This is a genomic window from Paraburkholderia sp. MM5384-R2, from assembly GCF_014201025.1.
Lineage (GTDB): Bacteria > Pseudomonadota > Gammaproteobacteria > Burkholderiales > Burkholderiaceae > Paraburkholderia > Paraburkholderia tuberum.
The window spans coordinates 37,440-59,363 of the sequence record NZ_JACHDI010000013.1 but is presented as its reverse complement, the minus strand read 5'-3'; the positions used below and the strand labels follow the sequence as shown (position 1 = coordinate 59,363).

20 protein-coding genes and 1 riboswitch are annotated in these 21,924 nt (G+C 66.4%); of the genes, 5 read left to right on the top strand and 15 right to left on the bottom strand.

All coding sequences use genetic code 11. The annotated features are described in order from the left end of the window. Positions 1-137: 137 nt before the first annotated feature. Together HDG37_RS20745 and HDG37_RS20740 are read right to left on the bottom strand one after the other, a co-directional pair. Complete coding sequence (locus tag HDG37_RS20745) at positions 138-1,409, bottom strand: UbiH/UbiF/VisC/COQ6 family ubiquinone biosynthesis hydroxylase (RefSeq protein WP_184050880.1); 1,272 nt, start codon at positions 1,407-1,409, stop codon at positions 138-140. Positions 1,410-1,415: 6 nt separating this feature from the next. After that, entirely contained in the window at positions 1,416-2,834 is a 1,419-nt protein-coding gene (locus HDG37_RS20740) for an aminopeptidase P N-terminal domain-containing protein (RefSeq protein ID WP_184050878.1), read from the bottom strand. A 211-nt stretch (positions 2,835-3,045) separates the two neighbouring features. Here HDG37_RS20740 and HDG37_RS20735 point away from each other — a divergent pair, with 211 nt between their 5' ends. After that, the gene (locus tag HDG37_RS20735) at positions 3,046-3,660 is read left to right on the top strand and encodes a glutathione S-transferase C-terminal domain-containing protein (RefSeq protein ID WP_018421769.1); all 615 of its coding nucleotides are present in this window, start codon (positions 3,046-3,048) and stop codon (positions 3,658-3,660) included. A gap of 82 nt (positions 3,661-3,742) precedes the next feature. Here the strand turns inward: HDG37_RS20735 and lnt are convergent, their stop codons facing one another. The 7 genes from lnt to HDG37_RS20700 form a co-directional block, all read right to left on the bottom strand. Further along, positions 3,743-5,500 (bottom strand): apolipoprotein N-acyltransferase, encoded by a 1,758-nt coding sequence (gene lnt / locus HDG37_RS20730; RefSeq protein ID WP_184050875.1) that lies wholly within the window; start codon positions 5,498-5,500, stop codon positions 3,743-3,745. Between the two features lie 118 nt (positions 5,501-5,618). Beyond that, complete coding sequence (locus tag HDG37_RS20725) at positions 5,619-6,524, bottom strand: HlyC/CorC family transporter (RefSeq protein WP_018421767.1); 906 nt, start codon at positions 6,522-6,524, stop codon at positions 5,619-5,621. A gap of 219 nt (positions 6,525-6,743) precedes the next feature. Next, entirely contained in the window at positions 6,744-7,403 is a 660-nt protein-coding gene (locus tag HDG37_RS20720; RefSeq protein WP_090801802.1) for a gamma-glutamylcyclotransferase, read from the bottom strand. A gap of 41 nt (positions 7,404-7,444) precedes the next feature. Next, positions 7,445-7,906 carry an rRNA maturation RNase YbeY gene (gene ybeY / locus HDG37_RS20715; protein ID WP_184050873.1) on the bottom strand — a complete coding sequence of 154 codons (462 nt, stop codon included), beginning with the start codon at positions 7,904-7,906 and terminating at the stop codon, positions 7,445-7,447. An 83-nt stretch (positions 7,907-7,989) separates the two neighbouring features. Further along, positions 7,990-9,072 (bottom strand): PhoH family protein, encoded by a 1,083-nt coding sequence (locus tag HDG37_RS20710; protein WP_184050871.1) that lies wholly within the window; start codon positions 9,070-9,072, stop codon positions 7,990-7,992. A gap of 43 nt (positions 9,073-9,115) precedes the next feature. Next, positions 9,116-10,501, bottom strand: coding sequence for a tRNA (N6-isopentenyl adenosine(37)-C2)-methylthiotransferase MiaB (gene miaB, locus HDG37_RS20705; RefSeq protein WP_184050869.1), 1,386 nt, complete (start codon positions 10,499-10,501; stop codon positions 9,116-9,118). A gap of 132 nt (positions 10,502-10,633) precedes the next feature. Next, entirely contained in the window at positions 10,634-11,599 is a 966-nt protein-coding gene (locus HDG37_RS20700) for a LysR family transcriptional regulator (protein ID WP_184050867.1), read from the bottom strand. 183 nt (positions 11,600-11,782) lie between these two features. On the opposite strand from HDG37_RS20700, the gene HDG37_RS20695 reads away from it, so the two are divergent. The 3 genes from HDG37_RS20695 to ribB all read left to right on the top strand — a co-directional run bounded on the left by HDG37_RS20695 (position 11,783) and on the right by ribB (position 14,970). Beyond that, positions 11,783-12,949 carry an MFS transporter gene (locus tag HDG37_RS20695; protein WP_184050865.1) on the top strand — a complete coding sequence of 389 codons (1,167 nt, stop codon included), beginning with the start codon at positions 11,783-11,785 and terminating at the stop codon, positions 12,947-12,949. A gap of 130 nt (positions 12,950-13,079) precedes the next feature. Next, positions 13,080-13,781, top strand: coding sequence for a helix-turn-helix domain-containing protein (locus tag HDG37_RS20690; protein ID WP_184050863.1), 702 nt, complete (start codon positions 13,080-13,082; stop codon positions 13,779-13,781). Positions 13,782-13,919: 138 nt separating this feature from the next. Then, positions 13,920-14,103, top strand: a riboswitch (FMN riboswitch). Positions 14,104-14,250: 147 nt separating this feature from the next. After that, on the top strand, positions 14,251-14,970 hold the full coding sequence (gene ribB / locus HDG37_RS20685) for a 3,4-dihydroxy-2-butanone-4-phosphate synthase (protein WP_184050861.1): 720 nt from the start codon (positions 14,251-14,253) through the stop codon (positions 14,968-14,970). A gap of 95 nt (positions 14,971-15,065) precedes the next feature. On the opposite strand, the gene HDG37_RS20680 is transcribed toward ribB, so the two are convergent. The 3 genes from HDG37_RS20680 to glpD all read right to left on the bottom strand — a co-directional run bounded on the left by HDG37_RS20680 (position 15,066) and on the right by glpD (position 19,164). Then, on the bottom strand, positions 15,066-15,752 hold the full coding sequence (locus HDG37_RS20680) for an HAD family phosphatase (protein ID WP_184022959.1): 687 nt from the start codon (positions 15,750-15,752) through the stop codon (positions 15,066-15,068). Between the two features lie 123 nt (positions 15,753-15,875). After that, positions 15,876-17,375, bottom strand: coding sequence for a glycerol kinase GlpK (glpK, locus tag HDG37_RS20675; RefSeq protein WP_184050859.1), 1,500 nt, complete (start codon positions 17,373-17,375; stop codon positions 15,876-15,878). Between the two features lie 259 nt (positions 17,376-17,634). After that, on the bottom strand, positions 17,635-19,164 hold the full coding sequence (glpD, locus tag HDG37_RS20670; RefSeq protein ID WP_184050857.1) for a glycerol-3-phosphate dehydrogenase: 1,530 nt from the start codon (positions 19,162-19,164) through the stop codon (positions 17,635-17,637). A gap of 199 nt (positions 19,165-19,363) precedes the next feature. On the opposite strand from glpD, the gene HDG37_RS20665 reads away from it, so the two are divergent. Next, a complete protein-coding gene (locus tag HDG37_RS20665; protein ID WP_184050855.1) occupies positions 19,364-19,738 on the top strand; it encodes a hypothetical protein in 375 nt (124 codons plus the stop codon). 28 nt (positions 19,739-19,766) lie between these two features. Here the strand turns inward: HDG37_RS20665 and HDG37_RS20660 are convergent, their stop codons facing one another. From HDG37_RS20660 to HDG37_RS20650, 3 genes are all read right to left on the bottom strand, one after another. Next, the gene (locus HDG37_RS20660; RefSeq protein WP_184050853.1) at positions 19,767-20,420 is read right to left on the bottom strand and encodes a TetR/AcrR family transcriptional regulator; all 654 of its coding nucleotides are present in this window, start codon (positions 20,418-20,420) and stop codon (positions 19,767-19,769) included. A 195-nt stretch (positions 20,421-20,615) separates the two neighbouring features. Continuing rightward, the gene (locus tag HDG37_RS20655) at positions 20,616-20,813 is read right to left on the bottom strand and encodes a hypothetical protein (protein WP_167368606.1); all 198 of its coding nucleotides are present in this window, start codon (positions 20,811-20,813) and stop codon (positions 20,616-20,618) included. Between the two features lie 306 nt (positions 20,814-21,119). After that, positions 21,120-21,899, bottom strand: a complete 780-nt coding sequence (locus HDG37_RS20650) for a DeoR/GlpR family DNA-binding transcription regulator (RefSeq protein ID WP_184022964.1) — start codon at positions 21,897-21,899, stop codon at positions 21,120-21,122. Positions 21,900-21,924 lie beyond the last annotated feature (25 nt).

Below are 21,924 nucleotides of genomic sequence, written 5' to 3'. Positions count from 1 at the left end.
GCGCAGCGCGAAATGCGAGGGAAAACCGCTATTTTAGCGTTAACGGGTTGCCGGGACTCGCGAACCGAGTCTCGTAACCCATTAAATCTTCTATGAAAGTCGCCCTGCTCATAGAACCGCGCAGCGATTTCTCGCGCTTAACGGCGCTGGCCGAACATCATCTGCCGGGCGAGCGCGGTTTTGACCGGCGGCACGAATTCGAGTGCGGTGAGGGCGAGGCCGCGCAGTACCGCGAGCGGCGCGAAGTCGACGGTAAAGAGGCGCGCGAGCATGTCGGTCGAGCCGATCGTCAGGCGCCGGTCGAGCGCGCGGCGTTGCGCGAAGGTGGCGAGCGCGAGCGGGGTCGGGCCTTCGGCCGACAGCGCGTCGACGAGCGCGTGCGCATCGCGCAAGCCCAGATTGAGGCCCTGGCCGGCTACCGGATGCAACGTCTGCGCCGCATTGCCGATCGCGGCGATGTGGCCGTTCACCAGCGTGTCGACCGTGTTGAGACCGAGCGGGAACGACGCGCGACCCTTGATGTGCGTAAAGCGGCCCATGCGGCCGCCGAACGCGGCGTCGAGTTCGCGCAGGAACGCTTCGTCGGAAAGCTGCGCGCGGCGCGCGGCTTCGTCGGGCGCGCAGCACCAGACGAGCGCGTAGTCGGCACCACGCACGCCACCCATCGGCAGTAGCGCGATCGGACCTTGCGACGTGAAGCGCTCCCATGCGACGTGCGGCTGCGGCGCGGACACGGTGACCGTGCCGACCAGCGCGGTCTGGCCGTAGTCGCGCGAGCCGGCGCTGTTTTTACCGATGTCGCGTGCGCCGGCGGATTCGTCCGTGGCGCGGCTCGGATTTTTCGCGTGCTTCTGGTCGCCGAACAGGCCGCCCTCGGCGTTGACCAGAATCCGCGTGCGCAACTGGCGCGCGACGCCCGCGGTTTCGATCGGCAGCGTGACGCCGTCGAGCTCCTGAACCGGCGCGCCGGCCGAGGTCGAGCGGAACCAGTGGACCGGCGTCGCATGCACGGCGTCGGCGAGGCCATGCACGATCGAGCCATAGCGCAGCACGTAGCCGAGCGCGGGCAGGCCGTGCTCGCGATGATCGATCAGCGTGCGGCCGAAATGACCGCGTTGCGACACGTGGATGCGCTCGATCGCGGTGGCGTCGGCGGGCCAGCGCAGCGGCTCGAGGATCATCCGGCTGCCGTGCGAGACCGCGATCGCGCGCGGATCGGCGATCGAGTCTTCCGGCTCGCGCGCGTCGACGAGCGCGATCTTCAGCTCGCGCGTCACGCTGCGGCGCGCGAGCCAGCCGGCGAGCGCGAGGCCGACCGGCCCGGCGCCGACGATCGTCACGTCGAAATCGAACCCCTGCTGGTGGGAGGCGGGCCTCAGGATCACCGCCGAGGGAGATGCTTCGTTCATCGCGGATCAGGTCCTCTGTTGATGCGACGCTTGATGGAGGGCTCGTGCTTCCTGCATCAGCGCCTCGATCTCGGCGGCGGCGACCGGCACGTCGCGCGTGATCAGCTCACAGCCGGTCGGCGTCACGATCGCGTCGTCCTCGATGCGGATGCCGATGTTCCAGTAGCGTTCGGGCACACCCTCGGCCGGGCGGACGTACAAGCCCGGCTCGATCGTCAGCGTCATCGACGCGCGCAGCGTGCGCCACGGCAGCACGCCCGCTTCGTCGCGCGGCGCGCCGCGCTCGCGGTAGTCGCCGCAGTCGTGCACGTCCATGCCGAGCCAGTGGCCGGTGCGGTGCATGTAGAACGGCACGTAGGCGCGCTCGGCGATCACGTCGTCGACCGAGGCGAACTTCGCGCGCGGCACGATGCCGGTGTCGAGCAGCCCCTGCGACAGCACGCGCAGCGCGGCCTGATGCGGATCGTCGAAGCTCGCACCGGCGCGCGTCGCGTCGACGGCGGCCTGCTGCGCTGCCAGCACGATGTCGTACAGCTCGCGCTGCGCCGGCGTGAAACGCCCGCTCGCCGGAAACGTGCGCGTGATGTCGGACGCGTAGCCGTCGAGTTCGCAGGCCGCGTCGATCAGGATCAGGTCGCCGTCGCGCGCGATCGCGTTGCCGGCCGGGTAGTGCAGCACGCACGCGTTCGCGCCAGCCGCGACGATCGACGTATAGGCCGGCGCCTGCGCGCCGAACTTGCGGAACGTGTAGAGCAGTTCGGCCTCGAGTTCGTACTCGCGGATACCGGGCCGGCACAGCGCCATCGCGCGACGATGCGCGGCCGCCGAAATCTGTCCGGCGCGGCGCATGATCGCGAGTTCGTGGTCGTCCTTGACGAGCCGCATCTCGTCGAGCAACGGCAGCAGGTCGCGCGCGGCCGTGGGCGCGACGGTGCCGCCGCGGCTTTGCGCGCGCACCGCGTCGAGCCAGCCGCGCACCTGCTCGTCGAAATGCGCCGAGGTGCCGAACGCGTAGTGCAGCGCCGGCTTGTCGGCGATGATGCGCGGCAGTTGCGTGTCGAGTTCGCCGATCGGGAACGCGGCGTCGAGCCCGAATGCTTCGCGCGCGCCGTCGGGGCCGAAGCGGAAGCCTTCCCATGTCTCGCGCTCGACGCTTTTCTCGCGGCAGAACAGCATCGACGCGGGCGCGCCGGGCGCGGCGCCGGCATCGAGCACCAGCAGCGCTTCGGGCTCGGTGAAGCCGGTCAGATAATAGAAGTAGCTGTCGTGGCGGAACGGGTAGTCAGTGTCGCGGTTGCGCAGCGCTTCCGGCGCGGTCGGGACGAGGGCGACGCCGCCGCCCGCGGCGCGCAGCGCGGCGAGAACGCGCTCGCGGCGCGTGCGGTAGACGTCGATGGCGATGGTGGGTTCGGTCGGCTGGTTCATCGTGCGATTGTAGCGCCGCGATTCTCCTGGCCTCATTCTCCGCGCACGACTTCGACTCGCTTTGTGCGGCTCCGGACGGCGCGGCGGCCGCCGTCATGTTGCAATCCGTCCACAGCGGCTCGGCGGGCGGTTCGCGAAGATGGCGCCAGCACGCTCGCGGAAGCCTCAGACCACTTATACTTTCGCCGGATTCAGAAAAAGGCAGAAGGTCATGATGAAACTCATCGGTTCGTTCGGCAGCCCGTTCGTGCGCAAAGCACGCATCGTGCTCGCCGATAAGAAGATCGACTACGAACTGGTGCCCGAGAACGTCTGGGCGCCGGATACCCGGATTCACACCTTCAATCCGCTCGGCAAGGTGCCGTGCCTCGTGATGGAAGACGGCGAGGCCGTGTTCGATTCACGCGTGATCTGCGAGTACGTCGATACGCTGTCGCCGGTCGGCAAGCTGATTCCGCCGTCGGGGCGCGAGCGCGTCGCAGTGCGCTGCTGGGAAGCGCTCGCCGACGGCATGCTCGACGCGGCCGTACTGATCCGTCTCGAAGGCACGCAGCGCGCGCCCGAGCAGCGCGTGGACGCGTGGCTCGCGCGGCAGCAGCGCAAGATCGACGAAGCGCTGATCGCGATGTCGCAAGGGCTCGGCAGCAAGCCGTGGTGCGCGAGCAATCACTACACGCTGGCCGACATCGCGGTGGGCTGCGCGCTCGGCTATCTGGACTTCCGTATGCCGGAACTGAACTGGCGCGAATCGCATCCGAACCTGGACAAGCACTTCCAGAAGCTGTCGCTGCGGCAGTCGTTCATCGATACGGTGCCGAAGGATTGATGAAGCTCGAACGAGCATGAAAAAAATGCGCCTGCATGTCAGGCGCATTTTTTTTGCGGGTGTCGTGCCTTTGGCATCGGCGTTACCGCTTGCCGTTGCGTCGCCGCGCGAGCCCCGGTCCGAACGCGAAACCGAACGCGAGCAGCAGCGCCGACACCGCGAGCACCGTGTTGTTGCCGCTCGTCACGTAAGGCGTGTTGCCTGAGGTGCCTTGCACGCGCACGTCGAGCGAACCGACCGTGTAGGGCGTCAGGCGCCCGATCACGCGGCCGTTCGCGTCGATCGCGGCGGTCATGCCGGTGTTGGTTGCGCGCAGCATCGGCCGGCCGGTTTCGAGCGAGCGCATGCGCGCGATCTGCAGATGCTGGTCGAGCGCGATCGTGTCGCCGAACCACGCGAGATTGGTCGAGTTGATCAGCACGCCGGCGGGCGTCGCATTTTCGCGCAGCGTGCGCGCGATCTCCTCGCCGAAGATGTCCTCGTAGCAGATGTTCACCGCGACCGGCTGGTTATGCACCATGAACGGCTTTTGTACCGGCGGGCCGCGGAAGAAATCGCCGAGCGGAATGTTCATCAGGTTCACGAACCAGCGGAAGCCCCACGGCACGAATTCGCCGAACGGTACCAGATGGTGCTTGTCGTAGCGATAAATCTCGTGCGAGCCGGGCGTGATGCCGAACAGGCTGTTGGTGTAGTCGACCACCCGGCCGTCCGGCGTGATCGTGCCGCCGATCGCGCCGAACAGCAGCGAGCTGCCGGTCGAATCCGTGAACTGGCGGATCGCGGTCGCGAAGTTCGGCGGAAGCTGCTGCGCGAGCACGGGGATCGCGGTTTCCGGCGTGACGATCAGATCGGCCGGCTTCGACGTGATCATCTGCTGATACTCGTCGACCGCCGCGCGCAAGCCGGCTTCCTCGAACTTCATCTCCTGCTTCACGTTGCCTTGCAACAGCCGCACCGACAGCGGCGCGTTGGCGGGCGTGGTCCACTGCACGAGCGGCAGCAGCAGGCCAATCACGAGCAGCGCGAGCGCGACGCCAGCAGGCACGACGATGGGGACGACGCGCGTGCCGCGGCCCCGCGCGGCGCGACCGCCGGCGTCATCAGCGGCGCTGGCGTTCGGCTCGAGCGATTCATTCGCCCGCCCGGAGCGCCACGACGGCAGCAGCGCCAGCAACGCCTGCGCGATCAACGCGGCCGTCAGCGCAACCATCCAACCGACGCCATATACGCCGACCACCGGCGCAAACCCCGCCAACGGGCCGTCGACCTGCGCATAACCGGTGGCGAGCCACGGAAAGCCGGTGAACACCGTGCCGCGCAGCCATTCGCCGATCGCCCACGCGCTCGCAAAGGCGAGCGCGCCGTGCCAGGTCGGCGAGAATGGCGCGCGCTCGTCGGCCGCGCCGTTGCGCGCATGGCCCGCGCAGAACGACCACACCCCCGCGGCGAGCGCCGGATAGACCGCGAGATACAGGCAGAACAGCACGAGCGCCGTGCCAGCGAGCGGTGCCGGCATGCCGCCGTAGTAGTGCATGCTCACATACAGCCACCAGACCCCGCTCACGAAGTTGCCGAAGCCGAACGCGCCGCCCGTCAGCGCGGCGCTTTTCCAGCCGGTGCTGCGCGTGAGCCACGCGAAGAACAACACGAAGATCGCGAGTTGCAGCCAGCCGCCATGCGGCGTCGGCGCGAACGACAGCGTGTTGGCCGCGCCAGCGGCCAGTGCGACGAGGTAGTGCCAGCGCGGCAGCGCGCGGCTGCGCGTGCCGTCTTCGGTGGGAGCGGGAGCGGGGGCGCTCACGCCGCGGTGCGAACGGGAAGTGATCGGGTCGGCCATTGTTACGCGGTCGGCGTCGGTAGTTGAAAGGGCAACTCAGTAGGCAAACGAGTTGGCAAATGCGCCGGCAATGAAAGCGCGCGGGCGCTCAGGCCGTGCATCGGCCCGAGCCGCCGGCTCAGGTCTGCACGTGCTGTGACTCGCGCTCGCGCTGACCCGCGAGCGGGTCGCGGCGCACCAGCAGCATGTGGATCTGGCGGGCGTCGCCGCGCAGGATCTCGAAGATCAGGTCGTCGAGGCGGACTTTCTCGCCCCGATGCGGCACCCGGCCGAAGTGATGCGTGACCAGCCCGCCGATCGTATCGACTTCGTCGTCCGAATAATGCGTGCCGAAGGTGTCGTTGAACTGCTCGATCTCGGTCAGCGCGCGCACGCGGAAGTGTCCGTCCGGCGAAGCGATGATGTTGCCGCTCTCCTCGTCGAAATCGTATTCGTCCTCGATGTCGCCGACGATCTGCTCCAGTACGTCTTCGATCGTGATCAGGCCCGCGACGCCGCCGTACTCGTCGACGACCACCGCGAGGTGGTTGCGGTTCACGCGGAAGTCGTGCAGCAGCACGTTCAGCCGCTTCGACTCGGGGATGAACACGGCAGGGCGCAGCATGCCGCGCACGTCGAACTCTTCTTCGGCGTAGTAGCGCAGCAGATCTTTCGCGAGCAGCACGCCGATGATGTTGTCGCGATTGCCCTCGTAGACCGGATAGCGCGAATGCGCCTTGTCCAGCACGTAGGGGATGAATTCAGCGGGATTGTCCGCGATGTTGATCGCGTCCATTTGCGCGCGCGGCACCATGATGTCGCGTGCGCTCAGTTCCGACACCTGGAACACGCCTTCGATCATCGACAGCGAGTCGGCGTCGATCAGGTTGCGTTCGTGCGCGTCCTGCAGAATTTCCAGAAGTTCGGCGCGCGAGTCGGGCTCGGGCGAGATGAAGTCAGTCAGGCGCTCGAGCAGCGAGCGCTTTTCCTGCGGTTTGTCGAGTTGACGTCCGGTATGGCGTCGACTGGGATACGTGTCGTTCATGGTAGTGCGCCCGGCGAGACTGGGCGCGCTGTTGCAGTGCGTTAAGGATACACCAGGCGCATGGCGGAACCGTGTCCCGTCGGGCCCGGCGATTGGCGAAGCCAGGGTGAAACGGCCCTGCCGCGACGGCGGAGCGTGGAATCATCCTAACCGATTACGCGGGCAAAAGCGCTCGCTGGCAAAAAAGTCGCGGGTGGGGTTTTCGCCGAGATGCCGCGCTCACACGGCCGGCTTGCAGCGCGCGAGCAGCGCTTCGAGCGCGCGGTCCGGCATGCCGCTTTCGCGCAGCGCGTGCACGGTGCGGCTCACGTAATCGAAGGTTGTGCCGTAGCGGCCGCTCGCGCAGCCCAGCACGGTCTGGATGATGTCGTCGCGCAGCTTGCCGGTGTAGCTCGGCACGTCGCGGCGCATCACGAATGCGAGCGCGTCGACGCGCCGGCCGTCCGCGAGCACGCACGGCAGCCACGCGGGACGGTACGAGCCCATCGGCATTTCGCGGCGCCACAGTGCTTCGAGATGCGGCCTCGAGCCATCGGCCGCGAGCCGGAAGGCCATGCCGGTGCACGAGCCGCCGCGATCGAGCGCGAGCACGAGGCCGGGCTGCTCTGGCGTGCCGCGATTGACTCGCGACCACAGATAGAGTCCGCGGTGATAGCCGTGCACCTTCGAGCGCATCGCCTCGACGGTCGGCAGGCCCGGGTTCCAGATCAGCGAGCCATAGCCGAACAGCCACAGATCGCTTTGGCGGTCCCAGCCGCGCAACGTGGATTCGAGCGACGCGCGCAGTTCGTCGTCCGTCAGGAGCCGCGAGTCGCCGAGCACCGGCGGGTAGTCCGGACAGCGCACGGGGATATCGGCTTCGGGGGACGGAGTGCTCACGGTGGGTTCGGGCGGGCTGGCGTCGAGGAGGGCCGGAACGCCTATTGGTAAGGGTCCGGAAAGCCGAGCTTGCCGAGGATTTCGGTTTCGATCGCTTCCATTTCCTCGGCTTCTTCTTCGACCTCGTGGTCGTAGCCCTGTGCATGCAGCGTGCCGTGCACGAGCAGGTGCGCGTAATGCGCGGCGAGCGGCTTGCCCTGCTCGGCGGCTTCCTTCTCGACCACCGGGCAGCACAGAATCAGATCGCCCGTGACCGGATCATCTTCCGATTCGGCATAGGCGAAGGTCAGCACGTTGGTCGCGTAATCCTTGCCGCGATAGGTGCGATTCAGCGTGCGGCCTTCTTCGGCGTCGATGAACCGAACCGTCAGTTCGCCGTCCGCGAACAGCGCCGCCTTGATCCAGCCGGCCACCGTCGCGCGCGGCAGCAGCGCCTTGTGTTCCGGCCAGGCTTTGGCGGCGGGGAATTGCAGGCTCAACGTCAGTTTCGGGGTGCGGCTCATGCGGTTTCTATGCGTGGCATTCTTGGCTCAGTCTTTTTTTTGCGGCGAGGCGACGCGGGCCTCGCGCTGCGAAGCGCATCGCTTTAGCGCGGATCGACCGCGGCCGGCGACTTCTGCGCATGCGCATCGTACGCCTCCACAATTCGCGCGACCAGCGGATGCCGCACCACGTCCGCGCTCGTGAAACGCGTGAGCGCAATGCCGCGCACGTTCGCGAGCACCTGTTGCGCTTCGATCAGCCCGCTCTTCTGGCCGCGCGGCAGGTCGACCTGGGTCGTGTCGCCGGTGACGACCGCCTTCGAGCCGAAGCCGATTCGCGTGAGGAACATCTTCATCTGCTCGGGCGTGGTGTTCTGCGCCTCGTCGAGGATGATGAACGCGTGATTCAGCGTGCGGCCGCGCATGTATGCGAGCGGCGCGATTTCGATCATCTGCCGCTCGAACATCTTCGCGGTTTTGTCGAAGCCGAGCAGGTCGTACAGCGCGTCGTAGAGCGGGCGCAGATACGGATCGACTTTCTGCGCGAGATCGCCCGGCAAAAAGCCGAGCCGCTCGCCCGCCTCGACGGCCGGGCGCGTCAGCACGATGCGTTTGACCTGGTCGCGCTCGAGCGCGTCGACCGCGCAGGCCACCGCGAGATAGGTCTTGCCGGTGCCGGCGGGGCCGACGCCGAACGTGACGTCGTGCGACACGATCTGCTTCAGGTACTCGCGCTGCGCCGGCGTGCGGCCGCGCAGATCCGCGCGTCGCGTGTACAGCTTCGGGCCGTATTCCTCGAAGTCGTCCTCGCTCGCATTGGCGTCGGCGGGCTGGTCGAACGGGTGATCGGGATTGCCGGCGAAGTGCGCGTCGACGGTGTCGCCATTGCCGTTGCCGTTGCCATTCGGGCGATGACGCGCCGGATGGCGCACTTCGATGAGCGCGAGCTGGATGTCGTCGACCGACAAAGGCTCGCGCGCGTTGTTGTAGAAGTTTTCGAGCGCGGTGAGCGCGAGTTTCGCGCCGCGCCCGCGGATCGCGATGCGGTGGCCGCGGCGCTGCAGGGTCACGTCGAGCGCCTGCTCGATCTGCCGCAGATTCTCGTCGAGCGGTCCGCAGAGGTTGGCGAGCCGCGCGTTATCTTCGCGCGGTGCGGTGAATTCCAGAGGCTGCTGAGTGGTCTTCAAGGCGGTGAGTCGATCCTGTCGGTTGCGGTACTCAGAATGTCGTTCAATGCGTCGTCGCGGCGCTGTCGTCGTGAACCATCACGAGTTCACCACGCAGCGAGTGCGGATACGCGTGCACGATCTTCACGTCGACCATCTGACCGATCAGCCGTGCATGCGACGCGACCGGCGCCGGGAAATTGACGACGCGGTTGTTCCCGGTGCGGCCCGCGAGCTCGTTCGGGTCCTTGCGCGCCGGGCGCTCGACCAGAATGCGTTCGACCTTGCCGACCATCGCGTCGCTGATGCGCCGCACGTTCTCTTCGATCGTGGCCTGCAGATGTTGCAGGCGCTTGAGCTTCACCTCGCGCGGCGTGTCGTCGTGCAGGTTCGCGGCCGGGGTACCGGGACGCGGGCTGTAGATGAACGAGAAGCTCGTGTCGTACTTCATCTCTTCGACGAGCGCCATCATCTTCGCGAAGTCTTCCTCGGTCTCGCCGGGGAAGCCGACGATCATGTCCGTCGACAGCGACAGGTCCGGGCGGATCGCGCGCAGCTTGCGGATCACCGACTTGTACTCGAGCACGGTATAGCCGCGCTTCATCGCCATCAGGATGCGGTCGGAGCCGTGCTGCACCGGCAGATGCAGGTGGCTGACGAGCTTCGGCACCTTCGCGTAGGTGTCGATCAGGCGCTGCGTGAACTCCTTCGGATGCGACGTCGTGTAGCGGATCCGTTCGATGCCGGGGAGGTCCGCGACGTATTCGATCAGCGTCGCGAAGTCGGCGATCTCGGTCGAACCCACGGTCGGCGCGCCGCCGAATTTTCCACGATAAGCGTTCACGTTCTGACCGAGCAGCGTGACTTCGCGCACGCCCTGGTCGGCGAGGCCGGCGATTTCGGTCAGCACGTCGTCGAGCGGACGCGACACTTCCTCGCCGCGCGTGTACGGCACGACGCAGTAGCTGCAGTACTTGCTGCAGCCTTCCATGATCGACACGAACGCGCTCGGACCTTCGACGCGCGCCGGCGGCAGGTGATCGAACTTCTCGATTTCGGGAAACGAAATATCGACCTGCGCGCGGCCGCTCGCGCGGCGCTCGTCGATCATCTGCGGCAGGCGGTGCAGCGTTTGCGGACCGAACACGATATCGACGTACGGCGCGCGCGCGACGATCGATGCGCCTTCCTGACTCGCGACGCAGCCACCCACGCCAATGATCAGATTCGGATTCGCGTCCTTCAGCTCGCGTACGCGGCCGAGGTCGGAGAAGACTTTTTCCTGCGCTTTTTCGCGCACCGAGCAGGTATTGAACAGGATCACGTCGGCGTCTTCCGGCGTGTCGGTCTTGACGAGTCCTTCAGCGGCACCGAGCACGTCGACCATCTTGTCGGAGTCGTACTCGTTCATCTGGCAGCCAAAGGTCTTTACATAAACTTTCTTGGTCATCGAATTTCGCCGGTCGCAGTGGTTAACCTGGGGGCGTCGTAAAAAGGTGAAGGAGGCCGCGGCGCGGGGCAGCGCGGAGCGTGATGGCCGGCTTGCGCGTGTCTTTGCAGCGTAACTGCATATTATAGCCCTTCACGCAACGGGGGTTTCGGCGCTCATTGGCCGGTCCGGCGGCAGTCCCAGCAGGCTTTCCAGTTCATCTGATACCTGCGCGAAGCGCTCGGCGAGGAAATCGAGCAGCACGCGCACGCGCGGCGCCATGAAGCGATTGCGGTGATACAGCGCGTGCAGCGGCGCATCGGGGTAGCGCCATTCCGGCAGCAGGATCTTCAGGCGGCCGGCGCGCAGGTCCGCTTCCACGTCCCACATCGATTTGATCGCGATGCCGTAGCCGCGCAGCGCCCATTCGCGCGCGACCGCGCCGTCGTTGGTTTCGCGCGCCGCTTCGAACGGCACGCTGTAGTGCTGCACCTCGTCACCGCGCGTGAAGCGCCATTCGCTGGCCGGCCCCGATGCGGTGCCGAGCACGATGCAGTCGAAATTGGCGAGGTCGAGCGGGTCCTTCGGCTCGCCGCGACGCCCGACGTATTCCGGTGATGCGCACAGCACCCGCCGGTTCGGCGCGAGCCGGCGCGCGACCAGCGAGCTGTCCTGCGGCACGCCGAAGCGGATCGCCAGATCGATGTCCTCCTGCACGAGATTGGCCAGCGCATCCGACAGCGTCAACGCGAACGTCACGTCCGGGTACAGCGCGTTGAATTCGTCGAGCCAGTGCATCAGCAGGTTGCGGCCGAAGTCCGAGGTCGCCGACACCCGCACCTTGCCGCGCACGACGCCCTGGCCCGCTTGCAGCGCGGCTTCGGCGTCGTCCAGCGATTGCAGCGCCTGGCGGCAGCAGTTCAGGTAGAGGCGGCCTTCTTCGGTGAGCCGTAGCTGCCGCGTGGTGCGCTCGAACAGGCGCGCTTTGAGCCTCGCTTCCAGTTTCGCGAGCCGCGCGCTCGCCGCGGCGGGTGTCAGGCCCATCTTGCGGCCCGCCGCCGACAGGCTGCCTTGCTGCGCCGCTTCGACGAAGAGGCGGATGTCGCCGAGGTTATCCATCGCTGGCTTTCAAGCAGAATTTGAAAATGCTTCAAATACTACGCCAATTATCAAATTGGCGTCACGCCGCGACAATGCAGCCGTCGAAACTCCGCTGCTGTCCTTCGTCATCGAATTCGTGACGGCGGCGCGCCAGGTCTTTCAACCCAAACCCTGATCCCACCTCATTCCCGGAGCGGAAAAATGCCCATTCCATTACTCGCGCTCGCGATTAGCGCATTCGCCATCGGTACCACCGAATTCGTCATCATGGGCCTGTTGCCCGAAGTGGCGCGTGATCTGGCCGTGTCGATCCCGTCCGCTGGCCTGCTCGTCAGCGGCTATGCGCTCGGCGTCGCGGTCGGCGCGCCACTGCTCGCGGTAGTCACGAGCAGGATGTCGCGCAAGTTCGCGCTGCAGCTGCTGATGGGCGTGTTCATCGTCGGCAATGTGTTGTGCGCGGTGGCGCCGGGCTATTCGGTGCTGATGATCGCGCGCGTCGTGACCTCGTTCGCGCACGGCTCGTTCTTCGGCATTGGCGCGGTGGTCGCGGCCTCGCTCGTGCCGGCCGAAAAGCGCGCGAGCGCGATCGCGCTGATGTTCACGGGCCTAACGCTCGCGAACGTGCTCGGCGTGCCGTTCGGCACCTTCATCGGCCAGCAGTTCGGCTGGCGGGCGGCGTTCTGGATCGTCAGCGGCTTCGGCGTGCTGTCGCTCGCGGGCATCAGCGCGCTGGTGCCGAACCGCCACGACACCGGCCCCGCCGGCCTCGCCCACGAAGTGCGCGTGCTGCAAGACCCGCAAGTGTGGAGCGCCCTCGCGATGACGGTGCTCGGCTTCGGGGGCGTGTTCGTCGTGTTCACCTATATCGTGCCGATCCTCGAGCAGGTGAGCGGTTTTTCGCCGCGCGGCGTGACGCTGATCCTCGTGCTGTTCGGCGTGGGCCTGACGGTCGGCAACATGGTCGGCGGCAAGCTTGCGGACCGCGCGCTGATGCCGTCGCTGATGGGCATTCTCGCCGCGCTCGCGGTCGTGATGGCGATCTTCGCGCGCACCAGCCATTCGCAAGCGGCTGCCGCGATCACGGTGTTCGTGTGGGGCATCGCGGCGTTCGCGACGGTGCCCCCGTTGCAGATGCGCGTGGTCGAGAAGGCGGCCGCCGCGCCGAATCTCGCATCGACGCTGAACATCGGCGCGTTCAACGTCGGCAATGCGGCGGGTGCGTGGCTCGGCGGTCTCGTGATCAATCACGGTCACGCGCTCGATACCTTGCCGTGGGTTGCCGCCGCGGTCAGCGTTGCCGCGCTGCTGCTGACGTGGTTCGCGGCGCGCATGGATGCGCCGGCGCGCGCGCTCGCGCAAAGCGCGTGAGTCGTCAGTTGCTTGCCTCCGCCATGCTGATAACAGTGTGAAGATAACTTCGTTGGGTGCGGCGAAAGCCGATGCTATCTTGCTTCCACTTACTGCTCTTGCGCCGCCTGGCGGCGCTCTGGAGGCCAATATGCATTCCCCGCTCGCGCTGGTCCGCGATCCGTCTGCCGACACCGACGCGGCGCCACGCTCCGCCGAACCCTTCGATGCGCTCGAACAGCTGGTCGGCGTGAATCTGGCGCGGTTGCGCGCCGAACGGCAGCTTTCGCTCGATGCGCTGGCGCGCGCGTCAGGCGTGTCGCGCGCGATGCTCGCGCAGATCGAATCGGCGCGCAGCGTGCCGTCGATCAAGGTGCTGTGCAAGGTCTCGGCGGCGCTGAAGGTGTCGGTGGCGGCGTTCCTGCGGCGTCACGCGACCAACGGCTTCGAGCATCTGCCGGCCGAGCGCTCGGCCCGCGTGGTCAGCGCGAACGGTCGCTACTCGGTGCGGCCGCTGTGTCCCGACGACGAGTCGATCGCCGCCGAGTTTCACGAACTGCGGATCGCCCCGCTGCATACCGAAGCGGGCGTGCGCCGCGCGCCTGGCACGACGGTGAATCTGGTGGTCAGCGACGGTACGCTCGAAGTCAGCGTGCACGACCAGCGTCAACTGCTCGCGACCGGCGACGCGCTCGTGTTCGACGCCGACCAGCCGCACAGCCTGCGCAATCCCGGCGACACCGAGGCGCGCGCGTTTCGCGTGACGCTGCGGGCTGAGACGCCGCCGCGCTGGGAAGTGCCGGCCGCGGGCGCCGCACGCGACGAAGCCGCACGCGAAGGTGTGCCGGGTTGAGAATCGACGGCGTCCGAGGTTCAAGCACGGGTCAGGGCGTCGATGCAGGTCAAATGCAATGAGTAGGGTCTTTGTTCGTCGCGCTGCAGCGCTCGCGCGACTGTTGTATGCTTCGCCCGCCGGTCGAACCGGCAATCAGTGCGTCTTCAGGGCGGGGTGAAATTCCCCACCGGCGGTGGGCCGGCAGCGCGACAGCGTGAGCCGGCAAGCCCGCGAGCGCCCGCATCGCTTAGCCTTCGGCATAGCGCAGACAGGAGCGGGGTCAGCAGATCTGGTCAGAAGCCAGAGCCGACGGTCATAGTCCGGATGGAAGAAGATGTGCAGATAGTCATGTGCGTTCCGCGACGCCGCCTGTAGCCGGGTGGCGTATCAGCGTCCGCTTCCGCGCGGCGCCTGGGCGGCGCGTGTCAGTCTGTTTGCAATGCCCTGAAACGTTTCTCGCCCAACTTTTGCGATGAGCGTTTCAACTATGTCCTTTGCTACTTTTCCTGCTCCGTCGACGATTGCAGACGATGCCTTCGCCGATCTCCCGCTGCTTGCCACCGAAGCCGTTCCGCCGCGTATCGCCGCCGCCTTGCAGGCGCTGCGCGAGGGCCGTGCCGTGGTGCTGCAGGACGACCACGACCGCGAGAACGAAGCCGATCTGATCGTCGCGGCCGAGCGCCTGTCGGTCGAAACAATGGCGCTGCTGATCCGGGAATGCAGCGGCATCGTCTGCCTGTGCCTGCCCGATGACAGGATCCGCGCGCTCGAACTGCCGCCGATGGCCGTCAACAACGAAAGCCGTCACGGCACCGCGTTCACGGTGTCGATCGAAGCGCGCGAAGGCGTCAGCACCGGCGTGTCCGCGCAGGATCGCGTGACCACGATCCGCGCCGCGATCGCCGATACGGCCAAACCCGCCGACATCGTGCGCCCCGGCCACGTGTTCCCGCTGCGCGCGATGCCGGGCGGCGTGCTGGCGCGGCGCGGCCACACCGAAGGCACCGTCGATCTGGCGATTCTCGCGGGCCTGAAGCCGGCCGGCGTGCTGTGCGAACTGATGAGCGCCGACGGCACGATGACGCGCGGCGCGGACGTCGAGCGCTTCGCCGCGCAACACGATCTGCCGATGCTGACGATCGCCGAGCTGGTCGAGTTTCGCGAGTCGCTCGCGCAGGTGCGCGAGGGCGCGATGGACGAGGCTTGACGGGCCGTCCATCGAGCGGCACGCGACGCCATGACGCAAAAAACCGGTTCTTCTTCCGAAGAACCGGTTTTTTTTATCGGCGTTGCGCAAAACCGCTACGACTGCACGTCGCCGAATTCGCCGCGCACGCCCGCCTCGATGAGCGCCGGCAGTTCATCCATATGCTTGATGATTCGCGTGATACCCATCGCGCGCAGCGCATCCGCGTAGCCGTCCGGAATATGGCTCGCGCCGACGAACGCGATCGTCTTCATGCCGGCCGCGCGCGCCGCGTTCAACCCCGCGACGCTGTCCTCGACGACGAGGCAACGCGCCGGCACGACGCCAAGCGTCGTGGCCGCGAACAGATAGACGTCTGGATACGGCTTCGGCCGCGCGACCTGCTCGGCGCTGAACACGCGCTCGCCGAAAATCTGCTGCAGACCCGCGCGCCGTACCGATGCGGCGACGCGCGACATACGGCTGTTCGACACGACCGCAGCCGGCAGCGTCACGCGTTGCAGCGCGTCGCGCACGCCGTGGATCGGACCGAGCGACGCGGCGAGCGCGAGCTCGACATGGTGCTCGATCGTGTCGAGGAAGTTCACAGGCAGCGTAATGTCGAACTGCGTTTCGAGGCCGGCGAGAAAGCGCGAGGTTTGCTGGCCGAACGCGGTTTTGACGACGGGGGCGAAATCGATGCCGGGGAAGGTGGCCGTCAGCGTGTCGAACATCACGCGATCGGCGATGACTTCACTGTCGACGAGCACGCCGTCGCAGTCACAGATGAGGTGGTCGATCATGCCTGAAAAACGGTAAGCGCAAAGCGCGCGGGCGGCGGGTTGCGGGCCCGCGCGCCGGGATGAAAAGCGTCATCATACGTACTTTCGGACCGCGTCCTTTTGGCGTTCTGCGTGCCCGCGGCCTTACGGCGTATCGGCCCAGGCCTTCGCCGCGCGGATCGCGCGCTGCCAGCCATCGAGGCAGGCCCTGACCTCCGCATGCGGTAGCGCCGGCGTGAAGCGGTGCTCGAGCTTCCACTGGCTTTTCAACTCGTCGATGTCCTTCCAGTAGCCCACCGCAAGACCGGCCAGATAGGCGGCGCCGAGTGCGGTGGTCTCGGACACCTGGGGGCGCACCGTGTCGACGCCGAGGATGTCCGCCTGGAACTGCATCAGCAGGTTGTTCGCGCAGGCGCCGCCATCCACGCGCAACTCGCCGATGCGAATGCCCGAGTCGGCTTCCATCGCCTTCAGCACGTCGAGCGATTGATAGGCGATCGAATCGAGCGCCGCGCGCGCGAGATGCGCGGAGGTCGTGCCGCGCGTGACGCCGAACAGCGTGCCGCGCGCATGCGCGTTCCAGTGCGGCGCGCCGAGGCCGGCGAACGCGGGCACGAGATACACGCCGTCGCAATGCGGCACGCCGCGCGCGAGCGTTTCGATTTCCGCCGCGTTCCTGATGATGCCGAGGCCGTCGCGCAGCCACTGCACCACGGCGCCGCCGATGAAGATGCTGCCTTCGAGCGCGTAGTCGATACGCTCGCCGATCTGCCAGGCGATCGTCGTGACGAGATTGTTGTTCGATTCGATCGGTTTGGCGCCCGTGTTCATCACGAGGAAGCAGCCGGTGCCGTAGGTGTTCTTGACCATGCCGGACTCGGTGCACATCTGGCCGAACAGCGCGGCGTGCTGATCGCCGGCGATGCCCGCGAGTGGAATCTTCGACGCGAACACGGTGGTCACCGTCGGTCCATACACCTCCGACGACGGCCGTACTTGCGGCAGCATGCTGCGCGGAATGTCGAGCGCGGCGAGCAGTTCGTCGTCCCACTTCAGGGTGTGGATGTTGAACAGCATCGTGCGCGACGCGTTGGTCACGTCGGTGACGTGCAGCGCGCCCTTCGTGAAATTCCACATCAGCCAGCTGTCGACGGTGCCGAACGCGAGCCGGCCCTGACGCGCTTTTTCGCGCGCGCCTTCGACGTTGTCGAGAATCCAGCGGATTTTGGTCGCCGAGAAATACGAGTCGATCGGCAAGCCGGTCTTCGCGCGCACGCTCGCTTCGAGACCCTGCGCTTTCAGGTCGTCGCAGAAGTCGGCGGTGCGGCGGTCCTGCCAGACGATCGCGTTGTAGATCGGATGGCCGGTTTCGCGATCCCACACGATCGTGGTTTCGCGCTGGTTCGTGATGCCGATCGCCGCGATCGACGTGCCGTTCATGCCGGCTCGAGTGACCGCCTCGGCGGCGACGCCAGCCTGCGTCGACCAGATTTCCTGCGGATCGTGCTCGACCCAGCCCGGGTGCGGGTAGATCTGCTGGAATTCCTTTTGTGCGCTCGACACGACGTTGCCGCGCCGGTCGAACAGCATCGCGCGCGAGCTGGTGGTGCCTTGGTCAAGCGCGAGAACGTACTGATCCAGCATTGTCTCTTCTCCATGCATGTTACGGATCGCCGGATTGCTGGCCGGCGATGCGAGCGGCGTGTTGTCGTGAGCGGGCCGCCATAGTGTGAGGGCGCATGCCGGTGTCGTCCAGCCGAAGCTGCGGTGGGGCCGGCCCGGGACGCGCGGATGGCGTGCGCCGTTTCTACGGGCTCGCGCCGTTTGCTTCACCCGGCATTGGCGCCGTGTTGTGTTTGCAGCCGCTTTTGTCGGGGCATGCCAGTTTGCCCGGCCGGGCGGCCTACGCGCTCTGCCGGGCCGGTTCGTGCGCGAACCACGCGTCGATCTCGCGCGTAACCTCATCGAGCGTGCCCGGCTCGACGTGCAGGCCGAGCTTCGAGCGCCGCCACAGCACGTCCTGCGCGGTGCGGGCCCATTCGGTATCGCGCAGATAAACCAGTTCGGCTTCGTGCAGTCCCGGCGCGAACTCGCGACCGAGCTCGGCGCGCGAGCGCGCGAGGCCGATCACGCGATTCGCGCGCGTGCCATACGCGCGCGCGAGCCGATGCGCGAGCGACGCCGGCAGCCACGCATGCTCGCGCGAGAACTCACCGAGGAAGCGATTGAAGTTCGCCTGTGCGATGTCGCCGCCCGGCAGCGGCGCGTCGACGGTCCACGCGGACCCGCCGTGGCGCAGCGCGTCGGTGAGCGTATCGACGGCCTGCTCGGCGAGCTTGCGAAACGTCGTGATCTTGCCGCCGAACACCGACAGCAGCGGCGCCTGTTCCGCGGGCGCGTCGAGTTCGAGCGAGTAGTCGCGCGTGACCGCCGACGGATTGTCCGCGTTCTCGTCCTCCAGCAGCGGGCGTACGCCCGAATAGCTCCAGCGCACGTCGGCCGGCGAGATCTTCTGCCTGAAGTAGCGGTTGATCGAATCGCACAGATACTGCGTTTCGTTGGCGTCGATCGCGACTTGCGACGGGTCGCCGCGATATTCGAGGTCGGTGGTGCCGATCAGCGTGTAGTCGTGCTCGTAGGGAATCGCGAAGATGATCCGCTTATCGGCGTTCTGGAAGATGTACGCGTGGTCGTGCTCGAACAGGCGCCGCGTGACGATGTGGCTGCCCTTGACGAGCCGCACGCTATGCGCCGATGGCCGGCCGAGCGCGCCCTTCAGCAGCTCGCCGACCCACGGGCCCGCCGCGTTGGCGATCGCGGCGGCGCGCACGTCGAGCGTCGTGCCGTCCGCGCGTTGCAGTTGCGCGCGCCATTCGCCGCCGGCGCGCTCTGCGTTGACCAGTTTCGTACGGGTGAGGATCGTCGCGCAGCGCTCGTGCGCGTCGAGCGCGTTCAGGACGACGAGGCGCGCGTCGTTGACCCAGCCGTCCGAATAAACGAAGCCGCGCTTGATCGTTTCGACGAGCGGCGCGCCGGCCGGATGCCGGCTCATCACGATGCCGCGCGAGCCCGGCAGCAGCTCACGTTTGGCCAGATGGTCGTACAGGAACAGACCCGCGCGGATCAGCCAGGCGGGGCGCAGATCCGGCATATGCGGCATCACGAAGCGCAGCGGCCAGATGATGTGCGGCGCCGCGCGCAGCAGCGTCTCGCGCTCCTGCAGCGCCTTGCGCACGAGCCCGAACTCGCGGTACTCGAGGTAGCGCAGGCCGCCGTGGATCAGCTTGGTACTCGCCGACGAGGTGTGCGCGGCCAGATCGTCCTGCTCGCACAGCAGCACCGCCAGGCCGCGGCCGGCCGCGTCGCGGGCGATGCCGGCGCCGTTGATCCCGCCACCGACGACGAGCAAATCGTATTTCGTGCCTTGCGTCACCTGGTGAGCCTCTGCATCGAATCTGGGAGTAAGTTGGAAAACTAATTGAACGAAGCATGTTCGTTTTCGAACTTTAATGAACATATTCGAAAAAGTAAAGTTCGCTTCGACCCGAGCGAGCCGGGATCGAGTGGCACGGGAGTGGCACAACGCGCGACCGCGGACGATACTCTCGGTAGCAGCCATTTCGAGGTGATGTATGCGTGGACTTTTGATGATCGGCGCGGCGGCGCTTCTGGCGGGATGCGTGAGTACGCCGAGTCTGGAAGGGACGAGGGGCGCAACGTCGTTCGAGGCGTTACAAAAGATGTGCTCGCCGCAAACCGTCGACTACGGCAGCGACGCGCAGAACGTCTATGAGACGTTCTTCGATGCCTATGTGGCGAACCGGCGCGGCCGGCTGTCGAATGACGACTTCTGCGCGTTCCAGGCATCGATCGCGCAGCGCCATGCGAGCGAGGCGACGAGCAGCGATCCGAAGGTGCGCAATCAGTGGGTCGAGTTCTTCAACGAGCAGCGCGCAAGGGCGATCAGCTGGCGTGCGAGTGCCGATCCGACCTTGCGTAACGGGTAAGCAGCAGCGGGTTGACCGGCGAGCCGGTTCACTTGTGCGGCGCCAACGCTCCGCGCCACAGCATGCGCAAAAGCTGCGCGAACACGGCTTCACGTGACGGCTGCGGCGCTCCGTCGCCGGCGGAATCCGCCTGTGGCGCGGCCGACGGCGGTAGCTGGTTCGCGAGCGCGAGCATCGTGAAGCCGTGCAGGCTCGTCCAGTACGTATAGCCGATCAGGCGCGGATCGCCTTCGAGAATACCCGCCTCGACGAGCCGCTCGAAGTGCGCTTCCAGCAGACGCCACGCGCGCTGCGACGCCGCGGTCAGTTCAGGGTAAGCGCCTCGCTGTTGCGGCGTCTGATCGAACATCAAACGGTAGGCGTGCGGTTCATCGAGCGCGAAGTCGACGTAGGCCCGGCTGACGGCGCTGTGATCGATGGCGGGGGCGTTCGCGGGGATGCCGCGCGCGGCCGCTTCGAGGCGCGCGGCGAAGCGGTTGAACGCGGCGGCGCGGACCATCGCCAGAATTTCTTCCTTGTCGCGGAAATAGCGATACGGTGTCATCGCGCTGCAGCCGAGCTCCTTCGCCAGTTCGCGCATCGTCACGCCTTGCGCGCCGCGGGTCGCAAATGCGTTTTCGGCGACGCGTCGCATGGCTTCGCGATACTGCTGGATGTCGTCGGCGGAGAGCGTCTTGGGCATGCGCGAGGGCGGGGAAGTCCGTCGCGTGAATTTACTGTGTAAATGAGATGCGCACAACAAAGGGCCGCGAAGGTGGCCCGCTGTCAGGGGAATTGGACGATACGAGACCGGTAGTCGCGAGCGAAGCGCGCGGCACATCCGCCAGGGCGGCGCGGATACGCCGCCAACGGCTCTCGGATCGAACGACAGGAAATCTCAGGAAAAACGTTTGATGGCCCGCAATGCGGTGTCGCCGGTTTCGGTCACGCGCCATTCTTCGTTGCCCGATGCGAGGCGCTCGAGTTGCACCAGTTGGCGTTCGAGCAACGCATCGAGTTCTTCTCGGTCCATTTCGACCTGGTTGGGGGCGTCCTTGACGAGTAACAACGTGGCGAATTCATGCGGACTCAGCATCGTTCTCTCCATGTCAGCAAATTGCGGACAGCCTTGCAGTCGACCGGCAGGCCGGGGCGGGGTCCGCTAAGGATCAGGGCGGGAGGTACGGCTTACACGACAGATTCACAAACCGACGCCGTGCGAAACTCGCAACGCACGTTGGGGAACTGGAGTGTAGGCGAGCACCGATGAAACGCCAACCTGGTCCCCGTAAATTTTCCATTTGACAATTGGTCGCGCGATAGGCGGTCCGGCCCCGCAGCCAGATTCTTGATTTCACGCGAGGTTTTGCGTGCGCCGCAGCATGGCGGAGATCGCCTGGAATTATCCGGCGATATAGATTTGACAATTCGCGGCGTTCAGCGCTTCGGCCATGTCGGCGGCCGGCGCGGCGTCGGTGAACAATGCGTCGATCTGCTCCAGATGTCCCTGGCGAACTAGCGCCGGGCGGCCAAACTTGGAGTGATCCGCGGCGAGGAACACGGTGCGTGCGTGCTCGATGATCGCCTCGGCGACACGCACTTCGCGCGTGTCGAAATCGCGCAGCGTACCGTCCGTTTCGATGCTCGACGTGCCGATGATCGCGAAATCGACTTTGAACTGCCGGATGAAGTCGATCGCCAGTTCACCGACGATGCCCTTATCCCACGGCCGCACGATGCCCCCCGTCACCAGCACTTCGCAATCCGGGTAGCCGCTCATCATGCTCGCGACGTTCAGATTGTTCGTGATCACGCGCAGTCCACGGTGGCGGTTCAGCGCGCGTGCCACTTCCTCGGTGGTCGTGCCGAGGTTGATGAAGAGCGATGCCTGATCGGGAATGTGAGTGGCGACTAGCGCCGCGATGCGTCTTTTCTCTTCATGAAACATGCGCTGGCGCGCGGTGTAGGAGACGTTCTCGGAACTGGTCGGCAGACTGGCGCCGCCGTGATAGCGGCGCAGCAGATTCATATCGGCGAGCCAGTTGACGTCGCGGCGGATCGTCTGCGGGGTGACGTCGAAGTGGCTCGCGAGGTCGTCCACGGTCACGAAGCCGTCGCGTTGCACCCACTCCAGCAATTCCTGTTGCCGGGCGTTGAGAGTCAGGCGGGGGTCTCGTGTCATGTGTCTCGGGTGGTGGCTGTCGTGT